We start from the raw sequence: 26,644 nt of genomic DNA, 5'->3' as shown, positions 1-26,644 counted from the left end.
AGAACAGGTGATGTCATGAACGACCGCTACGAAGCCGCAGGAAACCTGGTCGAGGCCCTGCTGCAACGCGCCTGCGAAATGCCGCGCAAGACTGCCCTGCGATTCATCGCCGAGAACCTCGAACAGCCCATCAGCTTCCGCGAGCTGGACGAGCGCGCCCGCGCCATGGCCGCCTGGATGCTGCGCCACGGCCAGCAGGGCGACCGCGCCGTGCTGCTGCTGCCCAGCGGCCCGGAATACGTCACCGCGTTCTTCGCCTGCCTCTACTCGGGGATCATCGCCGTGCCGGCCTATCCGCCGGAATCGGTGCGCCCGCAGCACCTGGCGCGACTGCGCTCGATCCTCGATGACGCAGAACCCAGCCTGGTGCTCACCGACTCCACGCTGATCGAGGCCCTGCGCCCGGCCTGCGCACGGGACAATGGCGACAGCCCGCTGCTGCTGGCGGTCGACCAGGCCGACCCGGCGCTGGCCGTGGAATGGCAGATGCCCGAACTGGCCGACGACGACATCGCCTTCCTGCAGTACACCTCCGGCTCCACCTCGACGCCCAAGGGCGTGCAGGTCAGCCATGGCAACCTGGTGGCCAACGAGCGGCTGATCCGTGGTGGCTTCGGCATCGGCGACGACGACGTGATCGTCAGCTGGCTGCCGCTGTTCCACGACATGGGCCTGATCGGTGGCCTGCTGCAACCGATCTACAGTGGCGTGGAGTGCGTGCTGATGTCGCCGCGCTACTTCCTCGAACGCCCGCGCCGCTGGCTGGAAGCCATCGCCCGCTTCGGCGGCACCGTCAGCGGCGGCCCGGACTTCGCCTACCGCCTGTGCTGCGAGCGGGTCAACGAGGCGGCCCTGGAAGGCCTCGACCTGAGCAAATGGCGCGTGGCCTTCTCCGGCTCCGAGCCGATCCGCCCGGACACCCTGGAGCGCTTCGCTGCCTGGTTCGCCCCGGCGCAGTTCGATGCCTCGTCCTTCTACGCCTGCTATGGCCTCGCCGAAGCGACTCTTTTCGTCACCGGCGGCGTGCGCGGTGACGGCATCGGCCAGCTGGAAGTGGACCTCCAAGCCCTGGGCGAGAACATCGCCCGCCCGGGCCGTGGCACCTCACTGATCAACTGCGGCGGCGCCCAGCCCGACCACGACATCCTGCTGGTCGACCCGGTGAGCGGCGAAAGCCTCGGCCCGGATCGCGTCGGCGAAATCTGGAGCAGCGGCCCCAGCGTCGCGCTGGGCTACTGGCGCAACCCGGAAGCCAGCGCGCGCACCTTCGTCGAGAAGGACGGCCGCACCTGGCTGCGCACCGGCGACCTGGGCTTCCTGCACAACGACGAGCTGTTCGTCACCGGCCGCCTCAAGGACATGCTCATCGTCCGTGGCCAGAACCTCTACCCGCAAGACCTGGAGCGCTGCGTCGAGGAAGAGGTGGACCTGGTGCGCAAGGGCCGCGTCTCGGCCTTTGCCATCGAACATGGCGGCCGCGAGGGCATCGGCATCGCCGCCGAAGTCGGTCGCAGCGTGCGCAAGCTGATCTCCGCCGAAGCGCTGGCCAAGGCCATCTCCGCCGCCGTGGCGGAAACCTTCCAGGAAGCGCCGCTGGTGGTGGCGCTGCTGGAGCCGGGCGCCCTGCCCAAGACTTCCAGCGGCAAGCTGCAACGCTCGGCCTGCCGCGCCCAACTGCTCGACGGCAGCCTGCAGGCCTACGCCATCCAGCGCGCCGGCGAGCCGATCAGCGATGGCGCCAGCGCCAAGCCGGTCGCGCCGCTGTCGGCCGAAGAGCAAGCCATCGCCGCGCTGTGGAGCGAAGTGCTGGAATTGCCGGCGATCCGCCGCGACGACAACTTCTTCGCCCTCGGCGGCAACTCGATCAAGGCCACCCAGCTGATGGCGCGCCTGCGCGAGCGCCTGGGCCGTGCCGTGGAGCTGCGCCTGCTGTTCGAAGCGCCGGAACTGGGCGCTTTCGTCGCGGCGCTGGCGGCAATCCCGACGGTGGCAGCGCAGAGCGTTCCCCAGGTGCCGCGCGACGGCCTGTTGCCGCTGTCGCCCGCCCAGCGCCGCCTGTGGTTCCTCTGGAAGCTGGAGCCGGAAAGCGCCGTGTACCACATCGCCGGGCGCATGAACCTACGTGGCGAACTGCGCCGGCCGGCGGTGGAGCAGGCCTTCGCGATCCTGCTGGAGCGCCATGAAACCCTGCGCAGCCGCTTCATCGAACAGGCCGATGGCGAGGTCGCGCTGAACCTGTCCGACGTGACCCAGGTGGAGCTCAGCGAGAGCGATTTCAGCTCCCTGGGCAACGCCCGCCGCGATATCGCCGCCCGCGAGGATGCCGACGCCTTCGCCGCGCAGCCCTTCGATCTGGCCCAGGGCCCGCTGCTGCGCCTGCGCCTGCAGAACCTCGGCGGCGGCCGCCAGGCATTGCTGCTCTGCGTGCACCACATCATCGCCGACGGCTGGTCGCTGAACCTGCTGCTGGACGAATTCGCCGAGTGCTACCGCGCCATCGTCGAACAACGCGAGCCGGTGCTGCCGATCCTGACGCGCCAGTACCTCGACCTCGCCGCCGCCCAGCAGGGCAAGCTGGAAGCGGGCGAGGGCGCTCGCCTGCTGGACTGGTGGAGCGCACGCCTGGGCAACCAGCATGCGCCGCTGGAGCTGCCATTCACTACCGGTGAAAAGGGCCAGAGCGCCGAGCTGATCGAACGCGACATCGACGCCGAACTGACCGGCAAATTGCGCAGCCTGGCCCAGGCCCACGGCGCGACCCTGCCGATGCTCCTGCTCAGCGCCTACAACCTGCTGCTGCAGCGCTACAGCGGCCAGCACGACCTGCGCATCGGCCTGACCCAGGCCGGCCGCGACCAGCTCGACAGCGAGCGCCTGGTCGGCTTCTTCGTCAACCTGCTGGTGCTGCGCAGCGAGCTGCCCGAAGGCGCCAGCCTGCGCGGCGTGCTCCGCCAGCTGCGCGACGATCTGCTGCAGGCCCAGGCGCACCAGGGCCTGCCCTTCGAACAACTGGTGGAAGCGCTGCAACCCGAGCGCGGCCACGGCCGTCATCCGCTGTGCCAGGTCGCCTTCGACCACCAGTGGCAGCCGCGCGCCGGCAACGGCTTGCCCGGCGTCAGCGTGGAAGCGCTGGAACAGCTCGACCTGGAAACCCCCTTCGACCTGGTGCTGCGCGTTCGCGAAGGCGAGCAGAGCCTGCGCCTGAGCTTCTGCTATGCCCGCGAGCGCTACGCCGCCGCCGGCATGCAACGCCTGGTCGGGCACTTCCTCGACCTGCTGCGCGCACTGCCGCAGCTGAATGCCGACACCGTACTGGACGCCCGCGACTGGCTGCCCGCCAGCGACTGGAGCATCGCCGTGGCCGGCGACGCGCCGGCCTTCGAAGCGCTGAGCGAAACCATCGCCGCCCAGGCCCGCCGTCATCCGGCCAAGGTCGCACTGGTGGATGAGCAGCGCGAAGTGAACTTCGCCGAACTGGAAGACCGCTCCAACCGCCTGGCACAGCGCCTGATCCAGCGCGGCATCGGCGCAGAACGCCGGGTCGCCGTGGCCCTGCCGCGTGGCGTGGACATCCCGCTGGCCCTGCTGGCCGTCATGAAGGCCGGCGGCGCCTACCTGCCGCTGGACGTCGACTACCCCGAGGAACGCCTGGCCTGGCTGATGCAGGACGCCGGTGTCGACCTGCTGCTGACCAACGCCGAGCTGGCCGAGCGCCTGCCACTGCCTGCGGGCGTCGAGCGCCTGGTGCTGGAAGAAGCCGACCTGGCCAACGCCCTGGCGGTGCGCCCGCTGGTGCGCATCCAGGCGCAGAACCTCGCCTACCTGATCTACACCTCCGGCTCCACCGGCCAGCCCAAGGGCGTTGCCGTCGCCCACGGCGAGATCGCCGCGCACTGCCGCGCCATCGGCCAGCGCTATGCGATGAGCGACGCCGACCGCGAACTGATCTTCATGTCCTTCGCCTTCGACGGCGCGCACGAGCGCTGGCTCACTGCGCTGTCCCACGGCGGCAGCCTGCTGATCCGCAATGACGCGCTGTGGACCGCCGAGCAGACCCTGGAACAACTGCGCCGCCATCAAGTGACGGTCGCCGCCTTCCCACCGGCCTACCTGCAACAGCTGGCCGAGCAGGCCTTGCTGAGCGGCCACGCGCCGAGCATGCGCATCTACTGCTTCGGCGGTGACGCGGTGCCGGAAGCGGCCTATCAACTGGCACACCAGGCTCTGGAACCGCAGCACCTGATCAACGGCTACGGCCCCACCGAAACCGTGGTCACCCCGATGCTCTGGAAGGCCGACGCGAAGACCGCGTGCGGCGCGGCCTACGCGCCCATCGGCGAAGTGGTTGGCGAGCGCAGCCTGTACATCCTCGACGACCGCCTGCAGCCGCTGCCGCGCGGCGTGGCCGGCGAGCTGTACATCGGCGGCCACGGCCTGGCCCGCGGCTACCACCAGCGCGCCGGCATGACCGCCGAGCGCTTCGTCGCCGATCCCTTCGCTCAGGGCCTACGTGCCTACCGAAGCGGCGACCGCGTGCGCTGGCGTGAAGACGGCGCGCTGGACTACCTCGGCCGCGTCGACCAGCAGGTGAAGATCCGTGGCTTCCGCATCGAGCCGGGCGAGATCGAAGCCCGCCTGCGTGCGCTGCCCGGCGTGCGCGAGGCGGCGGTGATCGCCCGTGACAGCGAACGCGGCAAGCGCCTGCTGGGCTATGTCGTCGGCGAAGCATTGGCTGAAGACGCCCTCAAGGCCGCGCTGCGTTCGGAGTTACCGGAGTACATGGTGCCGTCGCGCCTCCTCGTGCTGCAGCAGATGCCGCTCAACGCCAACGGCAAGATCGACCGCAAGGCGCTGCCCGAGCCGCAGGAAACCGCCGGCGCTGCCGAAGCCCCGCGTGACGGGCTGGAAACCCGCGTCGCCGCCGTCTGGGCCGAAGTGCTCGGCGTGCCGGCCGTGGGCCGTGCGGACGACTTCTTCGAACTGGGCGGCCACTCGTTGCTGGCGACGCAAGTCATCTCCCGCCTGCGCCGCGACCTCGGCTGCGAAGTGCCGCTACGTGACCTGTTCGAAGCCAGCCGCCTGGACGAATTCGCTGCACGGCTGACGGCTCTAGCGCCCAGCGCTCGCCCGCCGCTGCGCGCCGTAGCTCGCGACGGCGACCTGCCGCTGTCCGCCGCCCAGAGCCGCCTGTGGTTCTTCTGGCAGATGGAGCCGGCCAGCGCCGCCTACAACGTTCCGGGCGCACTGCGCCTGCGCGGCGAACTGGACGAATCCGCGTTGCGCCGAGCCTTCGACGCGCTGGTGGAGCGCCACGAAACCCTGCGCACCACCTTCGATGAAGTGGATGGCCAGGCCTTCCAGCGCATCCAGCCGGCGCGCCCGCTGGACCTGGCGCGTGTCGACCTGTCCGCGGAAAAGGACGCCGAAACGGCTGCCCGCCAGTTGGCCGAGACAGAAGCCCAGAATCCGTTCGACCTGCGCAACGGCCCGCTGCTGCGCCTCACGCTCATCAAGCTGGCCGACGCCGACCACGTGCTGCTGCTGACGATGCACCACATCGTCTCCGATGGCTGGTCGATCCGCGTGCTGGTGGACGAGTTCAGCCGCCTGTATGGCGCCTTCGCTGCTGGCGAGCCGCTGCAACTGCCGGCGCTGCCGGTGCAGTACGCCGACTACGCCCAGTGGCAGCGTGAGCTGCTGACGGGTGAGGAGGGCCAGCGTCAGCTGAACTGGTGGACCGAGCAATTGAGCGCCGAGACGCCGGTGCTGGAACTGGCCGCCGATCGCCCGCGCCCAGCCGTGCAGAGCTATCGCGGCGGCAGCCTCGGCTTCAGCCTGGACACAGGTCTGGGGGCGCGCCTCAAGCAACTGGCCCGCGAGCAGGACGTCACCCTGTTCATGCTGCTGCTCGGCGCCTACGCCGTGCTGATGCAGCGCTACAGCGGCCAGCGCGACTTGCGCGTCGCGGTGCCCATCGCCAACCGCCAGCAGCTGGAAAGCGAAGGGCTGATCGGCTTCTTCGTCAACACCCAGGTGATGCCGTTCGCCCTTGCCGATGAGCAGTCCTTCGCCGCGCTGCTGGCCGATCTCAAGCCCCTGGCCCTGGGCGCCCAGGCGCACCAGGACCTGCCGTTCGAGCAACTGGTGGAAGCCCTGCAACCCGAGCGCAGCCTGGCCTACAACCCGCTGGTGCAGGTGAAGTTCAACTTCGGCTTCGACGTCAGCCGCCTGCCCGATGCCGGCGCGCTGAAGCTGGAACTGTTCAGCGAGGAACAATACGGCGCGCGCTTCGACCTCGCCCTGGACATGGCCGAGGCGCTGGACGCCAGCGGCCAGCCGGGCGACGAGCTGCGCGGCAGCTTCGTCTACGCCCGCGACCTGTTCGACGAGGACGGCGTCGCCGCCATCGCCGGCCAGTTCGAGGCGCTGCTGCGCCAGCTGTGCGCCGAGCCGCAGCGCGCCCTTGGCGAACTGCCGCGCCCGGTCGCCTCGCGCCGCCGTGGCGAGGCGCGCCAGTGGCCGCAGCAGGACGTGCTCGGGCTGTTCGCTGCGCAGGTCGCCGCGCAGCCGGACGCCATCGCCGTGCAGGACGACAGCATTCGCTACAGCTACGCCGAACTGGATACGCGCAGCAACCGCCTCGCTAACGCACTGATCGCCAGTGGCGTGGAGCAGGGCGAGTGTGTCGCCATTTGCCAGGAGCGCAGCGCGCAGTGGGTGCTCCTGCTGCTGGGTGTGCTCAAGGCCGGCGCCACCTACGTACCGCTGGACCCGGCGCAACCCGCCGAGCGCCTGCGCCAGTTGCTCGTCGACAACGGCATCGACCGCGTGCTGGTGAGTGAAGCTGCGCTGCTGGAAACCTTCGGCGCCGCCGCCACGCTGATCCCAGCTGGTGGCCCGGAGCTGGGCAGCGCTGCCGCATCTGCGCGGAGCATCGACCCGCAGCAGGCCGCCTATGTGATCTTCACCTCCGGCTCCACCGGCCAGCCCAAGGGCGTACGCGTCAGCCACGCCGCGCTGGCCAACTACGTGCAGGCGGTGCTGGAGCGCCTGCAACTGGACCAGGGGCGCGCCCAGGGCCTGGGCCTGGCGATGGTTTCCTCGGTGGCCGCCGATCTTGGCCACACCACGCTGTTCGGCGCGCTGTGCGGCGGCGGTCGTCTGCACCTGGCCGATGCCCAGGCGGTGGCCGATGCCGAACGCTTTGCCGCGTTCATGCAGGATGTGGATGTGCTGAAGATCGTCCCCAGCCACCTTGCCGGCCTGCTGGCCGCCGCGCCCAATGCTGCCGCGGTGCTGCCGCGTCGTCTGCTGGTGGTCGGTGGTGAAGCGAGCGACCGCGCGCTGCTGCAACCGATCCGCGACCTTGCGCCCAAGCTGCGCATCGTCAACCACTACGGCCCCAGCGAATCCACCGTCGGCGTGCTGACCCACGAATGGTCGCTGCTGGATGACCTGCCAGCAGGCAGCCTGCCCATCGGCACGCCACTGGCCAACTGCGCCATCCGCGTGCTCGACGAGAACGGCCGCGACCTGCTGCCAGGCGTGCCCGGCGAGCTGTACATCGGCGGCGCCGGCCTGGCGCTGGGCTATCTCGGCCTGCCGGAGATGACCGCCGAACGTTTCGTAGAGATCGAAGGCGAGCGCCTGTACCGCAGTGGCGACCGCGTGCGCCTGAACCGTCGTGGCGCCGTGGAATTCCTCGGCCGGGTCGACGACCAGGTGAAGATCCGCGGTTATCGCGTGGAGCCGGGCGAGCTGGCGCAAGCGCTCAAGCGTCTGCCCGGCGTGCGCGATGCGGTGGCGCTGGCCGAGCGTGACGGCGATGGCCCGATGAAGCTGCTGGCCTGGGCCGTGGCCGAGGGACAGAGCGTGGAAAGCCTGCGCGAAGCCCTGGCCGCCGCCGTTCCGGAATACCTGCTGCCGGCCCAGCTGACACTGCTGGAACGCCTGCCGCTGAACGCCAACGGCAAGGTGGACCGCCAGGCGCTGCCGCGCGCCGAGGCGGTTGCCAAGGTCGTGGACAGCGCGCCGCTGAACGAGCTGGAACAGCGCATCGCCGACATCTGGCAAGCGGTGCTGAAGGTCGAGCACGTCGGCGCCGAGGACAACTTCTTCGAGCTGGGCGGTGACTCCATCCTCAGCCTGCAGATCATCGCGCGCATCCGTAAGCTGGGTTACAAGCTCAGCCCGAAACAGCTGTTCGAGCGGCAGAGCGTGCGCCAACTGGCGCAGTGGCTGGAAAGCCGCGCTCCGGCTGCCGCTGCCGTAGCCACACCGGTCACCGCCGTCACTGGCGAGGTCACCTTGTCGCCGGTGCAGGCGCGCTTCTTCGAGCGTGTACCGAGCGCCCAGCGTCACCACTGGAACCAGGCTCTGTTGCTGCAACCGCGTGAAGCGCTGGACGGCGACGTCCTGGCCCGCGCGCTGCACTGGCTGGTCGGCCAGCACGACGCGCTGCGCCTGCGCTTCGACGGCAGCCGCCAGCGTTACGCCGAGCAAGGCCCACTCGACATGACCCTGCTGTGGCGCCGCCGCGCCGCCGACGCGCAAACCCTGGAACGCCTGTGCGACGACGCCCAGGCCAGCCTGGATATCACCAATGGCCCGCTGCTGCGTGCCATGCAGGTGACTCTGGAGGAGGGGGGCGAACGCCTGCTGCTGGTCATCCATCACCTGGCGGTGGACGGCGTGTCCTGGCGCATCCTGCTAGAAGACCTGCAGTACGCCTACCGCGAACTGCGCGCCGGTCGTACGCCGGCCGCGTTGCCGCGGACCGACAGCTACCAGGCCTGGAGCGCCCGCCAGCAGGCGGCCGCCAATAGCGCTACCGCGGAGCTCGCTTACTGGCAGGCCGAACTGCGTGATGCACCGGCCCTGAACCGTGCCCGCCAGGGTGCCCCGGCCACCTGGAAGGAAGCCGCCCACGCGCGCTTCAGCCTGGACGCCGAGACCACCCGCCAACTGCTCGGTCCGGCGCTGAAGGCGCAGCGCGTGCAGATCAACGACCTGCTGTTGACCGCGCTGGCCCGTGCCCTGTGCGCGTGGACCGGTGAAAGCTCCGCATTGGTGGAGATGGAAGGCCACGGCCGCGATGCCTTCGACGGCGACGCGGCGCTGGACCTGAGCCGCTCCGTAGGTTGGTTCACCGCGCTCTATCCCGTGCGTCTGCAAGCCGGTGGCGAGCCGGGCGCGGACCTGCGCGCCACCCGCGAGCACCTGCGCAACCTGCCGCGCTCCGGCATGGGTTACGGCCAGCTGCGCTATCTCAGCCAGCACGCCGCCAGCCTGCGTGACCTGCCGGCACCGCAGGTGACCTTCAACTACCTCGGCCAGCTCGATCAGGCTTTTGCCGACGCCGACTTCCTGCCGGCCTTCGAAGGCGTGGGGCGCAGCCAGCCACTGAACGCCGCGCTGGGTAATGCGCTGGTCTACGCCGGCCGCGTCCTCGGCGGCGAGCTGAGCCTGGAAGTCACCTACAGCAGCGCCATGTTCGACGCCGCCGATATCGACGAACTCCAGGCCCTGCTGCGCGCCGAGCTGCAGGCGCTGGTCGCCTGGTGCCTGAATACCCCACGCAAGCTGGAGGCCGCCGAGCTGCCGCTGCTTGGCCTCGACCAGCCACAGCTCGACGCACTGCCGCTGCCGGCCGGCGTGGAGGACGTTTATCCGCTGTCGCCGATGCAGCAGGGCATGCTGTTCCACGCCCTCGACGTGCCGGGCTCCTCGCTGTACGTCAACCAGCTGCGGGTCGACCTGGACGGCCTCGACGAGGCGCGCTTCCTCGCTGCCTGGCGCGCGGTCATCGCCCGCCACGGCAACCTGCGCACCGGCTTCCTCGCCAGCGCCGATGCTGCGCCGCTGCAGTTCGTCCTGCGCGACGTGCAGTTGCCCGTGCAGGCCTTCGACTGGCGCGGCCAGCAGGTCAGCGCGCAGCAGCTGGAAAGTGTCGCCGACGCGCAACGCAACCTCGGCTTCGACCTCGCCAAACCACCGCTGCAACGCCTGGCGCTGGTGCGCCTGGGCGAGCGCCGCTACCACCTGATCTGGACCTGCCACCACCTGCTGCTGGACGGCTGGAGCAGCGCGCGGCTGATCGGCGAAGTGCTCGCCCTCTACCGTGGCGAAGCCCTGCCTGCGCCCGCGGCGCAGTACGCCGACTACATCGGCTGGCTGCATGACCAGGATGGCGCGGCGGGCGAGAGCTTCTGGCGCGAGCGCCTGAAAGGCTTCGACGAGCCGACCCTGCTGGCCACCGCCTGCAACGCCGGTTTCCGCGAGGAGCCGCTGCGCGAGCTGCACAGCCGCCTCGACACGGCGCCGCTGCAGCGCTTCGCCCAGGCCCAGCGCCTCACCCTCAACACACTGGTGCAGGGCGCCTGGGCGCTGCTGCTGCAACGCTACTGCGGCCAGCGCAGCGTCACCTTCGGCGCCACTGTCGCCGGGCGCCCGGCCACACTGCCGGGTGCAGAGGAAAGCCTCGGCCTGTTCATCAACACCCTGCCGATCCTGCAATCCCCGGCGGACGCCCAGCGCGTCGGCGACTGGCTGCGCGAGCTGCAGGCGTTCAACCTCGACGTGCGCGAGTTCGAGCACACGCCGCTGTACGACATCCAGCGCTGGGCCGGCCGCGGCGGGCAGACGCTGTTCGACAGCATCATCGTGTTCGAGAACTTCCCCATGGACGCGGCCCTGTCGTCTTCCGCCGATGACGAGCTGCGCATCCTCGGCCACCACCCGGTGGACGGCACCAACTACGCCCTGGCCCTGGTGGCCAGCGCCGGCGAGCAGCTGGACGTGCGCTACACCTACCGCGCCGACCGCTTCAGCGCGAGCCAGATCGAACAGCTGCGCGGCCACTTCGAGCGCCTGCTGCTGGCCCTGGTGGAAGACGCCGAGCGCCCGCTGGGCCGCGTCAGCCAACTGGCCAGCGCGGAGCGCAACGACCTGTTGCAACGCTTCAACGCCACCGAGGCGACGTTCCCGGCCGACGTACAACTGCAGGAACTGATCGAGCGCCAGGTTGCTGCGACCCCGAACGCGCTGGCCCTGCAGTTCGGTGACGCACGGCTGAGCTACGCCCAGCTCAACGCCCGCGCCAACCAGCTCGCGCATTGGCTGCGCGGCCAGGGCGTCGGTCCGGATGTACTGGTCGGCGTGGCCGCCGAGCGTTCGGTGGAGCTGGTGGTGGCCCTGGTGGGTATCGTCAAGGCCGGCGGCGCCTATGTGCCGATGGACCCGGACTACCCGCAGGAGCGCTTGCAGCACATGCTTGCCGACAGCGGCGTAAGCCTGCTGTTGACCCAGCAGCACCTGCTGGAACGCTTGCCCGCCAGCAACGCCGAGATGATCTGCCTGGACAGCCAGTGGAGCGAGATCGCCACGGCCTCCGAGCAGAACCCGGAAGTACAAGGCAGCCGACAGAACCTGGCGTACCTGATCTACACCTCCGGCTCCACCGGCAAGCCCAAGGGCGCCGGCAACAGCCACCGGGCGCTGGTCAACCGCCTGAACTGGATGCAGAAGGCCTACGCGCTGGATGCCTCCGACCGCGTGCTGCAGAAGACCCCGTTCAGCTTCGACGTGTCGGTCTGGGAATTCTTCTGGCCGCTCATGACCGGCGCCGCCCTGGTGGTCGCCGCACCCGGCGCGCACCGCGACCCGGCAGCGCTGCGCCAGGTGATCGAGGCGGCGCAGGTCACCACGCTGCACTTCGTGCCGTCGATGCTGCAGGCCTTCGTCGCTTCCGGTGAGCTGGAGCGCTGCCCGTCGCTGCTCCAGGTGATGTGCTCCGGCGAGGCGCTGCCCTATGAGCTGCAACAGCAGTTCCGCCAGCGCAGCAGCGCGAAGCTGCACAACCTCTACGGCCCGACCGAGGCGGCGATCGACGTCAGCTTCTGGGCCTGCGACGAGGACAATGCACGGCAGGTCGTGCCCATCGGCCGGCCCATCGACAACCTGCGCCTGGTGCTGCTGGACGAACGCCTGGAGCCGGTGCCGCAAGGCGTGGCCGGCGAGCTGTACATCGGCGGTGTCGGTCTGGCGCGGGGCTACCACGCGCGCCCCGGCCTGACTGCCGAGCGCTTCGTCGCCGATCCCTTCGGCAGTGGCGAGCGCCTGTACCGTACCGGCGACCTGGCTCGCCAGCGCGAAGACGGCGCCATCGAGTACCTCGGCCGTCTCGACCACCAGGTGAAGATTCGCGGCCTGCGCATCGAGCTGGGCGAGATCGAGTCGCGCCTGCAGGCCCACCCGCAGGTCAGCGAGGCGGTGGTGGTGGCCAAAGACGGCGTGCTGCTGGCCTACGTGGTCGCCGACGCCGAGCCCGAGGCCCTGCGTCAGGCGCTGCAAGGCGAGCTGCCGGACTACATGGTGCCGTCGCGGATCATCGCGCTGGATGCCATGCCGCTGTCGCCCAACGGCAAGCTGGACCGCAAGGCCCTGCCGGACCCGCAACTGGGTGACAGCCTGCGCCAGTACGTGGCGCCGCGCAGCGACCTGGAAGTCGAGCTGGCCGGCATCTGGCAGCACGTATTGCAGGTGGACCGCGTCGGCCTGCACGACGACTTCTTCGAGCTGGGCGGCCATTCACTGCTGCTCACCCAGGTCGGCCTGACCCTGCGTCAACGCCTGGGGCTGGAGCTGCCGCTGCACCGCCTGTTCGAGCTGAGCAACATCGAAGCCCTGGCCGCCTGGATCGAAACCCAGCGGGCAGATTCTGCCAGCGCGGAAGAGGAACTGGACCTGATGGATGAACTGCTCGGCGAGCTGGAGAATCTGTAATGACACACCCGATGGATGCCCAGCTGAAGCAGGTCGCGGAGCGCCTTGGCGCTCTGCCCGAGGACAAGCAGATCATCTTCCTGCGTCAGCTGCGCGAGAAAGGCGTGAGCCTGGCGCGCCTGCCGATCCTCCGCGAGGGGCGTACCCACGCGCCGCTCTCGGCTGCCCAGGCGCGCCTGTGGTTCCTCTGGCAGATGGAGCCGCATAGCGCGGCCTACAACATCCCGGCCGCCGTGCGCCTGCGCGGTGCGCTGGACGAGGGCGCGCTGAAGTGTGCCTTCGCCGCGCTGATCGAGCGCCATGAAAGCCTGCGCACGGTCTTCCGCAGCGCAGAGGACCGCTCTGGTAGGGCGAATGACGCGCAGCGTCATCCGCCGCAGACTGGGCAGAGTGCGGCGGCGGATAACGCTGGCGCGTTATGCGCCCTACAGGAGCCGGATGGCGAAGTGCTGCAATGCATCCTGCCGCCGGGGCCGGCGCATCTGGAGGCGAAGGATTTCAGTAGCGAAGCCGAGGCGCGGCAATGGCTCAACGAATGCGCCCAGTGCTCCTTCGACCTCGCCGCAGGCCCGCTGCTGCGCCTGCACCTGGCCCGCCTGCCCGGTGAAGCGCTGCTGCTGGTGAACCTGCACCACATCATTGCCGACGGCTGGTCCATCGGTGTGCTGATCGACGAATTCGCTGCGCTGTATAGCGCCGAAGTGCAAGGCGCGAAAGCCAACCTGACCGAGCTGCCGATCCAGTACAGCGACATCGCCCGCTGGCAGCGCCTGTGGCTGGCGGCCGGCGAGGGCGAGCGGCAGCTGGCCTACTGGAAGGAACAGCTGGGCGACGAATCCCTGCTGCTGACCCTGCCGGGTGACCGGCCGCGCCCGCTGGTGCAGAGCTACCGCGGCGCGACCCTGGACTTCGAGCTGCCTCGCGCGCTCAGCGATTCCCTGCGCGAACTGGCGCGGGGGCAGGGCGCCACGCTGTTCATGCTGATCCTCGCCGCCTACCAGCTGCTGCTGTCGCGCTACAGCGGCCAGCGCGAGCTGCGCGTGGGCGTGCCGATCGCCGGCCGTGGCCGCGCGGAGAGCGAAAGGCTGATCGGCTTCTTCGTCAACACCCAGGTGCTGTCCGCGCGCATCGACGGTGACGAATCCTTCAATGCCTTCCTTGCCCGCACCCGCGAAGCCGTGCTGGGCGCCCAGGCCAACCCGGACCTGCCGTTCGAGCAATTGGTGGACGCGCTGCAACCCGAGCGCAGCCTGAGCTACAACCCGCTGTTCCAGGTGGCCTGCAACCACCAGCCGAGCCGCCGCGACGCCCTGCGCGAACTGCCCGGCGGCCTGCAGCTGGAAAGCCTGGAGCTGGACAGCGGCATCGCCAAGTTCGACCTGACCCTGAACACCGAGGAAAGCCGCGACGGCCAGGTGCGCGGGCAGTTCATGTACGCCACCGACCAGTTCGACGCGGCGACCATCGAGCGCCTCGCCGGGCACTTCCTCAACCTGCTGCAAGGCATCGTGAGCGACCCGCAATGCCCGGTGGCGCGCCTGCCGCTGCTGGATGGCAGCGAGCGCGAACAGCTGCTCTACGGCTGGAACGCGACCGACATGGACTACCCGCGCGATGCCTGTCTGCACCAGCTGATCGAGCAGCAGGTGCAGCGTTCGCCGGAGGACATTGCGCTCACCGACGGCCAGCGCAGCCTCAGTTACGCCGAGCTGAACCGCCGCGCCAATCGCCTCGCACACTGGCTTCGCGAGCAGGGCGTCGGCGCGGACAGCCGCGTCGGCGTCGCCCTGGAGCGCTCGGTGGAGCTGCCGGTGGCGCTGCTGGCGGTGCTCAAGGCCGGCGGCGCCTACGTGCCGCTGGACCCGGAATTCCCCGCCGAACGCCTGGCGCACATGCTCGAAGACGGCGGCGTGCGCCTGTTGCTGACCCAGCAGCACCTGCTCGGCGAACTGCCGCAGACCGGCGCCCGCGGGTTCTGCCTGGACCGCGACTGGGCGCAGCTGGATGGTTACGCCGAGAGCGATTTGCCGAATCTCGCCAAGCCCGACGATCTCGCCTACGTCATCTACACCTCCGGCTCCACCGGCAAGCCCAAGGGCGTCGCGGTGCGCCACGGCGGGGTGGTCAACTTCATGCTAAGCATGGCCCGCGAGCCGGGTGTGGGCGCGCAGGACCGCGTGCTCGCGCTGACGTCTCTGTCTTTCGATATCTCCGCACTGGAGCTGTACCTGCCGCTGCTGGTCGGCGGCCGCGTGGTGCTGGTCGACCGCGACGTCGCCCGCGACCCGTCGCGCCTGCTGGGCGTGGCGCTGGAGCAGGGCGTCACGGTGATCCAGGCGACCCCGAGCACCTGGACGCTGCTCAGCGGCCACGAGGACTTCCCGCACCTGACCGGCTGTCGCTTCTTCTGCGGCGGCGAGGCGCTGTCCGCCGAGCTGGCGGACAAACTGACGGCACAAACTGATGCGCTGTGGAACCTCTATGGCCCCACCGAAACCACCATCTGGTCGGCGGCCTGGAAGATCGACAAGGGCGCCCGCGCGCTGCTCGGCAAGCCCATCGCCAACACCCAGCTGTACATCCTCGATGGCGAGCTGCAACCGGCGCCCATCGGCGTGGCCGGCGAGCTGTACATCGCCGGCGACGGCCTGGCGCGCGGCTACCATGGTCGCCCGGAGCTGACCAACGAGCGCTTCGTCGCCGACCCGTTCAGCCCAGCGCGCAATGCCCGCATGTACCGCACCGGCGACCTGGCGCGCTGGCGTGCAGATGGCGTGCTGGAATATCTCGGCCGCCTCGACCACCAGGTGAAGATTCGCGGCTTCCGTATCGAGCTGGGCGAGATCGAGTCGCGTCTGCTCGGCCAGCCTGGCGTGCGCGAGGCGGTGGTCATCGCCCGCGATGCGGGAGCGGTGAAGCAGCTTGTGGGGTATGTCACTGGCCAGATCGACAGTGATCTGCGCGCCGCCTTGCTGGAGGAACTGCCGGACTACATGGTCCCCGCGCAGATCGTCCCGCTCGAACGCATGCCGCTGACGCCCAACGGCAAGCTCGACCGCAAGGCGCTGCCGGAGCCGGACTTCAGCTTGTTGCAGAAGACCTACCGCGCACCCGAGAGCGAGCGCGAGCAGACCCTGGCGGCCATCTGGTGCGCCGTGCTGGGGCTGGAGCGGGTGGGCCTGGACGACAACTTCTTCGAACTGGGCGGCGACTCCATCGTCTCCATTCAGGTGGTCAGCCGTGCCCGCGCCGCCGGCCTGCAGCTGAGCCCGAAGGACCTGTTCCAGCAGCAGACCCTGTATGCACTGGCCCGCGTGGCCGGTGATTTCGTCGCCGTCGAAACTCCAGCAACCGCGGCGGCCATCGACGCGCCGGACGCCGCCCAGCTGGCGGCGCTGGGCCTGGACCCGCAGCAGATCGAAGACCTCTACCCGCTGTCACCCATGCAGCAGGGCATGCTGTTCCATGGCGTGGACGGCAGCGAGGGCGGCGTCTACGTCAACCAGCTGCGCGTGGAAGTGCACGACCTCGACGTGGAGCGCTTCCGCGCCGCCTGGCAGGCCGCGCTGGATGCCCACGACAACCTGCGTGCCGGCGTGCACTGGCAGGGCCTAGACCAACCCGTGCAAGCGGTGCACAAGCACGTCGAGCTGCCGCTGGAAGTGCTCGACTGGCGCGACCGCGAGGACATGGAAGCCGCGCTGGATGAACTGGCCGCCGCCGAGCGCAGCCGCAGCTTCGACCTGGAGCGTCCGCCGCTGCTGCGCCTGGTGCTGGTGCGCAGCGCCGAGGCCAGCCACCAGTTGGTCTACACCCATCATCACATCCTGCTCGACGGCTGGAGCAACGCCCAGTTGTTCGCCGAGGCGCTGCGCCGCTACAACGGCGAGAGCATCGCCGAGCAGGGCCGCTACCGCGACTACATCCACTGGCTGCAGGTGCAGGACCAGCAGCAGGCCCAGGATTTCTGGAGCGCGCGGCTGCAAGGCTTCGCCCAGCCCACCGTGCTCGCCGACAGCCTGGCGCGCCCGGCCGAAGGCAGCGGCCATGGCCTGGAATACAGCCGCTACGACACGGCGGCCACCGAGCGCTTGAAGGCCTTCGCCCGTAGCCAGCGGGTGACGCTCAACACCCTGGTGCAGGCGGCGTGGATTCTCCTGCTGCAGCGCTACACCGGGCAGCAGCGCGTTGCCTTCGGCGCCACCGTGGCTGGGCGTCCTGCGCAACTGGCCGGCGCCGACAGCCTGCTGGGCCTGTTCATCAACACGCTGCCCATCGTCCAGGCGCCGGCCGAGCGCGCCGACCTCGGCGACTGGCTGCGCGAGCTGCAGGCCTACAACCTCGACGTGCGCGAGTTCGAGCACACGCCGCTGTACGACATCCAGCGCTGGGCCGGCCAGGCCGGGCAGGCGCTGTTCGACAGCATCATCGTGTTCGAGAACTACCCGGTCGACGAGGTGCTGCGCAGCGCCCAGGGGCCGCGCTTCGGCGAGCTGAAGTCGAAGGACGAGACCAGTATCCCCATGGACCTCGCCGTACGTGTCGGCGAGCGGCTGGAGATCGAATACCAGTACCTGCGCGCGCATTTCAGCGCGCCCGCCGTGGCGCGCCTGCGTGGCAATATGGAACAGGTGCTGGACAGCCTGCTGCACGGCGCCGGCAAGCGCGTCGGCGAGCTGCAGTGCCTGTCCGCCAATGATCGCGCGGCCCTGGCCGCCTGCCGTGGCCCGCACCAGGCGCTGCCGCCGGCCGAGCCGGTGCATCTGGCCATTGCGCGCCAGGCCGCGCTGCGTGGCGATGAGGTGGCGCTGATCTGCGGTGACGAGGAAGTCGACTTCGCGGCGCTGGAGCGCGACTCCAACCGCCTGGCTCATCGCCTGATGGCGCTCGGTGTTGGCCCGGAAGTCCGGGTCGGCGTGGCGCTGCCGCGCAGCGTGCGCATTCCGTTGGCGCTGCTGGCGGTGCTCAAGGCCGGCGGCGCTTACGTGCCGCTGGACGCCGAGTACCCGCGCGAGCGCCTGGAATTTCAGATGAGCGATGCCGGCATCGCGCTGCTGATCACCAACAGCCGCCTGCGCGAGCGTTTGCCGCTGCCGGCGGGCGTGGCCTGCCTGGAATTGGATGGGCTTGATCTTTCCACCGAGGATAGCGACCTGCCGGTGGTGGCCCTGGAGCCGGAAAACCTCGCCTACCTGATCTACACCTCCGGCTCCACCGGCAAGCCCAAGGGCGTGGCGGTCAGCCATGGCCCGCTGGCCATGCACTGCGCGGCCATCGGCGAGCTGTACCGGATGGATGCAGCGACCCGCGAGCTGCACTTCATGTCCTTCGCTTTCGACGGCGCCCACGAACGCTGGCTGACCACCCTGGTACACGGCGGCAGCCTGGTGCTGCGCGGTGACGAGCTGTGGACGCCGGAGCAGACCTACCGCGTGCTGCACGACAAGCAGGTCAGCGTGGCGGCCTTCCCGCCGGTGTACCTGCAACAGCTGGCCGAGCACGCCTTGCGTGACGGCAACCCGCCGCCGGTGCGCATCTACTGCTTCGGCGGCGACGCGGTGCCCAACGCCAGTTTCGAGCTGGCCAAGCGTGCGCTGCGTGCCGAGCACCTGATCAATGGCTACGGCCCCACGGAAACCGTGGTCACGCCGTTGCTGTGGAAGGCCTACCGCAACACCGCCTGCGATGCCGCCTATGCGCCCATCGGCAAGGGCGTCGGCGCACGCACGCTGTACATCCTCGACGAGCAGCTGCGCCAGGTGCCGCTGGGCGTGGCTGGCGAGCTGTACATCGGCGGCGAAGGCCTGGCGCGCGGCTACCACGAGCGTGCCGGGCTGACGGCCGAGCGCTTCGTGGCCGATCCATTTGGCTTTTCACAAGAGCAGGAAGGGGGCCGCCTGTACCGCAGCGGTGACCTGGTGCGTGGCCGCGCCGATGGCGTCATCGACTACGTCGGGCGCATCGATCACCAGGTGAAGATTCGCGGCTTCCGCATCGAGCTGGGCGAGATCGAGGCGCGCCTGCAGGATCACCCGCAGGTCAGCGAAGCGCTGGTGGTGGCCCGCGACGGCGTCAGCGGCAAGCAACTGGTCGGTTACGTGGTCGGCGAGGCCGAAGGCGACGCGCTGCGCAGCTTCCTCCGCGCGCAGGTACCGGATTACATGGTGCCGGCGCAGATTCTCCGGCTGGAACGCTTCCCGCTGTCGCCCAACGGCAAGATCGACCGCAAGGCGTTGCCCGAGCCGACCTGGCAGGGCGAGGCCTACGAGGCGCCGCGCAACGAGCGCGAACAGGCGCTGGCGACCATCTGGCAGGACGTGCTGCAGGTGGAGCGCGTGGGTATCCGCGACAACTTCTTCGACCTGGGCGGCGACTCCATCCTCAGCCTGCAGATCGTCTCCCGCGCCCGCCAGGCGCTGGGCGAGGGCGTGGAAATCCGCCTGCGCGACCTGCTGCAGTACCAGACCATCGCCGGCCTGCTGGAGCGCGCCGAAAGCGTCGCCGAGGCGGCGCCGACAGCGGTGGCGGAAGTGGCTGACGATGGCGAATCCTTCGGCCTGGTGCCGATCCAGCAATGGATGTTCGAGCAGCAGCTGGAGGAGCCGAATCACTTCAACCAGGCGGTACTGCTGGAATGCCGCCAGCGCCTCGACGCCGAAGCGCTGGAAGCGGCGCTGCAAGGCCTGCTGGCCGAACATGGCAGCCTGCGCCTGTCCTTCGCCCGCGGCGCTGACGGCCAGTGGCGCCAGCGTACTCTTGAGGCGAAGCAGATTACCGGGGCACTGCTCTGGCAGCGCCAGGCGGCCAATGCCGACGAGGCGCTGCTGATCGCCAACCAGGCGCAACGCAGCCTCGATCTGAGCGAAGGGCGTCTGCTGCGTGGCGTGCTCACCGACATGGCCGATGGCACCCAGCGCCTGTTGCTGGTGATCCACCACCTGGGCGTCGACGGTGTGTCCTGGCGCATCCTGCTGGAGGAACTGCAGCAACGTTACGTTGCGCAGCTCTCTGGCGCAGCGGCGCCGCGCTTCGAGCGCACCAGCGCCTACCGCGCCTGGGCCGAAGGCCTGCGCGAGTATGCCGACAGCCAACTGGCGCAAGGCGATCTGCCGTACTGGCTGGAGCAGACCGAGACCGCCGGCCTGGGCGAGCCGCAGCGCGACAACCCGCGCGGTGCCGAGCGCATGGCGCACCTGGAGCAGCTGTTCCTGCGCCTGGACCGCCAGCAGACCCAGCGCCTGCTGAAGGTGGCGCCCGAGGCTTACCGCACGCAGATCAACGACCTGCTGCTGACTGCCCTGGGCCGCACGCTGTGTGAATGGTGCGACAGCGAATCGGTGCTGATCGGCCTGGAAGGCCACGGTCGCGAGGACATCCTCGACAGCGTCGATCACAGCCGCACCCTGGGCTGGTTCACCAGCCTGTTCCCGCTGCGCCTGACGCCGGGGCAGGGCGACTACGCGCTGGCCATCCCGGCGATCCGCCAGCAATTGCGTGCGGTACCGGATAAGGGCATCGGCTACGGTGCGCTGCGTTACCTGGGCGATAGCGCCCTGCGGCGCCAGCTCGCCGCCCGTGCCGAGCCGCGCGTCACCTTCAACTACCTCGGCCAGTTCGACCAGAGCTTCGACGACAAGGCGCTGTTCGTGCCGCTGCAGGAGAAGCCCGGCGACACCTACGCCGCCAGCACGCCGATGAACAACTGGCTGGAGATCGTCGGCCAGGTCTACGACGGCGAGCTGACCTTGCGCTGCATGTTCAGCCGCCGGGTATTCCGCCCGTCGCGCATCGAAGCGCTGATGGCGCAGCTGCGCACGGAACTGGAAGGGGTGATCGGCCATTGCTGCGCCCAGGTGGAAAGCGGCGCACGCCAGGAGCAAGCCACGGTATGAACGCATTGATGAAAGAGGTCGGCATGCTGCACCCGGAGATTTCCGCCTTCCTGGACATGGTCGACGACGGCCGCAGCAGTGGCCGCCCGGCGCTGCACGAGCTGCCGCTGGAGCAGGCGCGGCAGGACTTCGAGGCCGCCTCGGAATCGCTCAAGGCCGGCGCGCCGTCGATGCCGGTCGAGGAGTTGCTGATTCCCGCACGGGAGGGCCGGCAGTTGCCAGTTAGGCTGTACCGGCCTGTAGGTTCCAGCGACGCGGCGATCCTGTATTTCCACGGCGGCGGCTACACGGTGGGCAGCTTGGATTCCCATGACGGGCTGTGCCGGTGGTTGGCGAAGCACTGCGACTGCGCGGTGATCTCGGTGGGTTACCGCTTGGCGCCGGAGGCGCCATTCCCGGCGGCGACCTTCGATGCGCGCGATGCCTGGAACTGGTTGCTGGACTCGGCTGCCAGTCTCGGCCTGAATCCGCGTCGCCTTGCCGTGGCTGGCGACAGTGCGGGAGCCACGCTGGCCACCGTGCTCTGTGCCGAACTGGCGGGCGAGGGCGCGGAGCAGCCTTGCGCGCAACTGTTGTTCTACCCGGCGGCGGATGCCAGTGCGCGCCGTGAATCCCAGGAGCTGTTCGCCGAGGGTTACCTGCTGGAGACGGCGACGCTGGAGTGGTTCTACGACCAGTACGTGCCGAAGCATGAACAGCGCGGCGATTGGCGCTGCTCGCCCGTCCACGCGGGTCAGGCACTGCAAGGCAGTGCGCCGGCATTGCTGTTCGCGGCGGAGTTCGATCCGCTGCTGGACGAGGGTCTGGCCTATGCCCATGCGCTGGTGGAGCAGGGCGTCGAGGTGGAAGCCGAGCGCTGCTGTGGCATGACCCACGACTTCCTGCGCATGGGCAATCTGGTGCCGGAGGTGGAAGGCTACTACCGCCGGGTGGCGGAGTTCCTCGCGGCGCGCTGGTAGGGTGGAGTGTGGGCATGCCAATCGCGGACGGAGTCCGCTCCTACGCGCACTGATGTAGCCGTAGGCAGTAGGGCGCATAACGCGCCAGCGTTATCCGACAATGGTATCGGCGGATAACCCGTTCCGGGTTATGCGCCCTACGAAGCCGGCCTGTAGGAGCGAGCTTGCTCGCAAACCGCACTCTGCCGATGGGACAAGATCGCGCCGCTCTCATGCCGAAACCAGGCAGTAGGGCGCATAACGCGCCAGCGTTATCCGCCAATGGCATCGGCGGATAACCCGTTCCGGGTTATGCGCCCTACGAAGCTGGTGCAACCGTTGTGGCGCGCCCACAAAAAAGCCCCGCATTGCGCGGGGCTTTTTCATGGCTGCGGCACTCAGGCGTGGGCGCGCAGCTCGGTGCTCAGGCCGGCCTGGGCGATCGTTGCGATCGCCTGTTCGCGTGCGGCCTCGGAGTCGTACAGCTTGCTCTTGTGCACTTCTGCGCCGGTGTTGTCGCGGATCACGAAGAAATTCTTGCCACCCGGCGACATCTGGCGCTTGTAGCGCTCGACCGCGGCACAGGAGCTGCGCAGGCTTGCGATGGCCTGCTCGGCTGCCTCCTGTGTGGGATAGGCGTGACTTTCCAGCAGGGTGCCGTGAGCGGTGTTCTTGAGAAGGACACGGCGAGTGCCGCTGCTGAGTTCCTTGATTTCATACCAACCGGGCATGAGGGGCTCCAATAAAACGGTGTCAACGTCCTGGGGGTGGTCCCGCAGGGTGACAGGCCAGTCTAGGAGCACGTACGTGCCATTTGTATAGGAAAAGTCTTATAGAACAGACCGTTACTGTATCAATTTGTCTCAGGACGCTTTTCTGAGCCGTTCGGGTCAGAAGCTGGCCTTCACCTGCAGGCCGAGAAGCAGCGCATTGTCGATGTCCTGGCCGGAGAAGGCGCCGGGCTCGATGACGTACTGCAGGTCCGGGCGCAGGCTCAGCCAGGGCGTGGCCTGGTAGCCGTAGCTCAGTTCGACGAGCTGTTCGCCGCTGTCCAGGCTGGGGTAGTCCTGGCCGCTGGCGAGGGCGTTGTTCTCCTGGACTTCGCGGCTGCGCGGGTTGGGTACGGCGCGGCCGTAACCCAGGGCGAGGCTGTCCTTGGGGCGACCTTCGAAGGGCTTGTAGAGCACCACGCCAGCGCCATACCACTTGGTGAAAGGGGAGGCGGCGCTGCTGGCGGCCGAGGCCTGGCCGAACAGGTGCAGGCTGCGGCCCTTCGAGGCCGGATCATTCCACACGGCCTGGTCCACCAGCAGGTAGTGGCCGCTGCGGCCGGATGCCTGCTTGTCGCTACCGATGCGCTGCACATTGGAGCTGTCGTAGTACCAGCCCAGCTTGTACTCGCCGGGCAGCTCGCCCTGGGGCTTGTAGATCAGCTCGATGGGCACCACGGTGCCGGTGGTGTGCTTGGGTGTGAGGTGCCAGGCGCGGCTGGAGTTGCCGTTGCTGTCCGGGTCGACATTGAAAGCGGCGATGCGCAGCTGCCAGTCCGGCGCGAAGCTGTATTTCACCCGCGCGCCCAGGTGCGCGTTGGGGTAGTTGGTCCAGCCGCTGCCGCCGGACATGTTCAGCGGGTGGCCGCAGAAGCCGGCGTTCATGAAGTTGCAGAGGATGCCGCTGTCCAGCCCGCCGACGTCGTTGCCCATGGCCATGTAGCCGAGCTTGAGGTTCACGTCGCGGCTCAGGTCGCGTTCGTAGCTCAGTTCGGTCAGGCGGGTGTAGAGGCCGCCGTAGTTTTCCTGCACCGGCAGGCGGTTGCCCACCAGGTCTTCCGAGGCGCTGTTGCCGCGCCGGTCATTGATGGTCAGCTGGACCTTGCCGCCATTGTCCCAGCCGTACAGTTTTGCCAGGTCGAACTGCACGCCCAGCTTGAGGTTCTGCGAGTAGCGCGCCGAGCGGTGCAGGCCGCCATGGGCGTTGTAGGCGGTCTCGCCGCTGTAGTCGCCGGTGAATCTGACGCCGTCTGCTTCCAGTTGGTGGCGCAGGCCGCCCCAGTCGCCGGTGAGGGTGGAGCGTTCCAGCAGGTCCTGCTCGGCGAAGGCGGGCAGGGAGATGACGCACAGCAACAGGCCGGGCGTAAGGCGGAGGGTATTGCGCATGGGAAACCTGATCTTGCAGCGAATAAAAAAGGCGCAGTGGTAGGGCCGCGCCGGAAGGAGGCGCCCGCGTGGGAGCGGGCGCGACAGGAGGCTTATTTCCCTGGCGGGGGAGTGGGCAGCGCGTAGGCCATCACGTAGTCGCCACGGTCGGTGGACTGGCGCGCGCCGCCGGCGGTGACGACGACGTACTGCTTGCCGGTCTTCGGCGATACGTAGGTCATCGGGCCGCCCTGGCTGCCGACGGGCAGGCGGGCCTTCCAGATTTCCTCGCCGTTGCTGCTGTCATAGGCGCGCAGGTAGAAGTCCTGGGTACCGGCGATGAACAGCAGGCCGCCCTGGGTGGACAGCGTGCCGCCGAGGGTCGGCAGGCCGATGGGGATCGGCAGGTGCATGCGGATGCCCAGCGGGCCGGTGTCTTCCACGGTGCCCACCGGCACCTGCCAGGCCACCTGGCGGGTCTTCAGGTCGATGGCAGTGAGAGTGCCGAACGGCGGCGCCTGGCAGGGGATGCCGGCCACCGAGAGGAAGCGGTTCTTGTTCACCGCGTAGGGCGTTCCCTTCAGCGGCACGGCGCCCATGCCGGTGTTCAGCGCTTCGCCGCCGCCGGCCGCGGCGCCCTGGTTGGCCGAGGGGATCATCTGGATCCACAGCCCCAGGCGCATGTCGTTGACGAAGATGAAGCCGTGCACCGGGTCGGTGGACAGGCTGCCCCAGTTCATCCCGCCCAGGGAGCCGGGGAAGCTCAGCGACAGGTCGGTGCCGGGCGCGGTGTAGAGGCCGTCGTAGCGCATCTTCTTGAAGTCGATGCGGCACAGCAGCTGGTCATAGGGCGTGGCGCCCCACATGTCCGATTCGCTGAGGGTCTGCGCGCCGATCTGCGGCATGCCGACGGATTTCGGCTGGGTCGGCGAATAGGGCTCGTCGGGGATGTTGCCCGGCTTGACCGGCACATCCTTCACTTCAGTCAGCGGCTTGCCAGTGGCGCGGTCGAGCACGTAGATCTGCCCGGCCTTGGTGCCGATCACCACGGCGGGCACGCTCTTGCCGTCGGCGACGGGGAAGTCCACCAGGCTCGGCTGCATCGGCAGGTCGAAGTCCCAGAGGTCGTTGTGCACGGTCTGGTAGACCCACTTCTCGGCGCCGGTGCTGGCGTCCACGGCAAGGATCGAGGCGCCGTAGGTGTGGTCGAGTTTCGTACGCTCCACGCCATAGATGTCGGTGGAGGAACTGCCCATGGGCAGGAAGACCGTGTTCATCGCCGGGTCGTAGGACATCGGCGCCCAGCTGTTGGGGGTGCTGCGCACGTAGCTCTTGCCGTCGGCCGGGGCCTGCTTGTCCTGAGGGTTGCCCGGATCGAAGGCCCAGCGCATGGCGCCGCTGATGACGTCGAAGCCGCGGATCACGCCGCCGGGCATGTCGGTCTGGACGTTGTCCGCGACGCGGCCGCCGACCACCACGGTGGTGCCGGCCATGAGCGGGGCGGAAGAGAGCTGGTAATAGGAATCGGGCACGTCGCCCAGGCCGGCTTTCAGGTCGACCTGGCCGTTGTGGCCGAAGCCCTGGCAGAACTCGCCGGTGTCGGCGTCCACCGCGATCAGGCGCGCGTCGATGGTGTTGGTCAGCAGGCGCCGCTGGCAGTTGGCGCCGGCCGGAACGCTGGCGGCGATGACCGGCGAGCTGTCGGGCTGGGTCGGCTGGGCGATCTGTTTAGTGGCATCGAAGTAGGCCATGCCACGGCAGCGTTGCCAGACCTTGGACTGGGCGTTGATCTCGTTCTTCCAGAGCTGCTTGCCGGTGTCCGCATCCAGGGCGATCAGGTTGTTGTGCGGGGTGCAGATGAACACCTTGTCGCCGACCTGCAGCGGGGTGAGCTGGTCTTCCGCGCCGTTGCCGTCGCTGATGGCCACATCACCGGTGTGGTAGGTCCAGGCCACCTTGAGCTGGTCGACGTTGCTGCGGTTGATCTGGTCCAGCGCGGCGAAGCGGCTGCCGCCTTCGGTGTTGCCGTAGTGCGCCCAGTCTTTCTGCGCGTGAGCCGGGTCCACCGGCGTCAGGCCCGGACCGTTACCGGTGGGCGCGACGCTGGGGTGGGCGACGAACATGTTGCCGGCGGCAATCGCCACCAGCACCGCCAGAACGCCTGCGATGCCGTAGGCACCGCGGCCAGCCTGTTGGCCAGCGGAGCGGGTCAGCAGCGGATAGACCAGCGCGACTGCCACACCGATGGCGCTGAACATGAACAGCCGCGAGAACAGCGGCCAGAACACCAGCCCGCTGTCGGCCACGGCCCAGATCGCGGTGGTGACCAGGAAGGCAGCGAACAGCCAGGCGCCGGCCGGCTTGCGCAGGGCGATCAGCAGGCCGGAAAGGGCCATGGCCAGACCGCCGATCAGGAAATACCAGGAGCCGCCGAGGCTGACCAGACGGACGCCGCCGGCGGCCAGGGCGAGGCCGAGGAATGTGATGATCACACCCAGGCCGAGGAGGAGGAAAGTGCCCGCACGGGAGGCACGCTGTACCGGTTTCATACAGAAGGTTCTCACTGTTGGATGCGCTGATTATACGCTTAGCATGCTAATTAACTAGATAGTACAATCGTCGAAGATGCGCCCTTTGTCAGAAAGCCGTGACGAATGAAATAGCCTCTGCACGTTCGATCACCTGCAACACTCCGATCCACGAAAGCCCTGTGCAGCGCCTGCCGAGACTGGCAGCATCGCTGTTCGGTCCTACAGAAGAATCTAGCCGCCGTGCCTGCTTCCCGCTCCGTTGTGCCCGTCCGACTCAAACTGCTGCCGCTGCTGATCTGCGGCTTCGCCCACGGCCAACTGGCCCGTGCCGATGCACCGAAGAGTGCCGAAGAGGCCCTGGCCGA

Annotated in this window: 6 protein-coding genes; 3 read left to right on the top strand and 3 right to left on the bottom strand. The window is 68.8% G+C overall.

Annotation, left to right across the window (positions count from 1 at the left end):
* The first annotated feature begins 15 nt into the window (after positions 1-15).
* Genes HNP46_RS18855 through HNP46_RS18845 form a run of 3 tightly spaced genes read left to right on the top strand, consistent with a single transcriptional unit; the run spans position 16 to position 21,634 of the window.
* On the top strand, positions 16-12,783 hold the full coding sequence (locus HNP46_RS18855) for a non-ribosomal peptide synthase/polyketide synthase (RefSeq protein ID WP_184591884.1): 12,768 nt from the start codon (positions 16-18) through the stop codon (positions 12,781-12,783).
* On the top strand, positions 12,783-20,675 hold the full coding sequence (locus HNP46_RS18850; protein ID WP_184591882.1) for a non-ribosomal peptide synthetase: 7,893 nt from the start codon (positions 12,783-12,785) through the stop codon (positions 20,673-20,675). Before HNP46_RS18855 ends, HNP46_RS18850 begins: the two co-directional genes overlap by 1 nt.
* Positions 20,672-21,634: an alpha/beta hydrolase gene (locus HNP46_RS18845; protein ID WP_184591880.1), complete on the top strand. Its 963-nt coding sequence runs from the start codon at positions 20,672-20,674 to the stop codon at positions 21,632-21,634. Before HNP46_RS18850 ends, HNP46_RS18845 begins: the two co-directional genes overlap by 4 nt.
* Before the next feature lie 377 nt (positions 21,635-22,011).
* Here HNP46_RS18845 and HNP46_RS18840 read toward each other — a convergent pair whose 3' ends face one another.
* The 3 genes from HNP46_RS18840 to HNP46_RS18830 form a co-directional block, all read right to left on the bottom strand.
* Complete coding sequence (locus HNP46_RS18840; RefSeq protein ID WP_184591878.1) at positions 22,012-22,344, bottom strand: hypothetical protein; 333 nt, start codon at positions 22,342-22,344, stop codon at positions 22,012-22,014.
* Between the two features lie 159 nt (positions 22,345-22,503).
* Complete coding sequence (locus HNP46_RS18835) at positions 22,504-23,769, bottom strand: carbohydrate porin (RefSeq protein ID WP_184591876.1); 1,266 nt, start codon at positions 23,767-23,769, stop codon at positions 22,504-22,506.
* A 92-nt stretch (positions 23,770-23,861) separates the two neighbouring features.
* On the bottom strand, positions 23,862-26,297 hold the full coding sequence (locus HNP46_RS18830; RefSeq protein WP_184591873.1) for a glucose/quinate/shikimate family membrane-bound PQQ-dependent dehydrogenase: 2,436 nt from the start codon (positions 26,295-26,297) through the stop codon (positions 23,862-23,864).
* Positions 26,298-26,644: the final 347 nt, after the last annotated feature.

Source organism: Pseudomonas nitroreducens (genome assembly GCF_014204515.1).
GTDB classification, from domain to species: Bacteria; Pseudomonadota; Gammaproteobacteria; order Pseudomonadales; family Pseudomonadaceae; genus Pseudomonas; species Pseudomonas nitritireducens_A.
Note: the sequence above shows the minus strand (reverse complement) of the source record. Positions and strands in the feature narration are given on the sequence as shown.

Coding starts and splice junctions, on each gene's coding strand:
- HNP46_RS18845 (WP_184591880.1), top strand. CDS start 20,672: ATGAACGCATTGATGAAAGAGGTCGGCATGCTGCACCCGGAGATTTCC.
- HNP46_RS18840 (WP_184591878.1), bottom strand. CDS start 22,344: ATGCCCGGTTGGTATGAAATCAAGGAACTCAGCAGCGGCACTCGCCGT.
- HNP46_RS18850 (WP_184591882.1), top strand. CDS start 12,783: ATGACACACCCGATGGATGCCCAGCTGAAGCAGGTCGCGGAGCGCCTT.
- HNP46_RS18830 (WP_184591873.1), bottom strand. CDS start 26,297: ATGAAACCGGTACAGCGTGCCTCCCGTGCGGGCACTTTCCTCCTCCTC.
- HNP46_RS18835 (WP_184591876.1), bottom strand. CDS start 23,769: ATGCGCAATACCCTCCGCCTTACGCCCGGCCTGTTGCTGTGCGTCATC.
- HNP46_RS18855 (WP_184591884.1), top strand. CDS start 16: ATGAACGACCGCTACGAAGCCGCAGGAAACCTGGTCGAGGCCCTGCTG.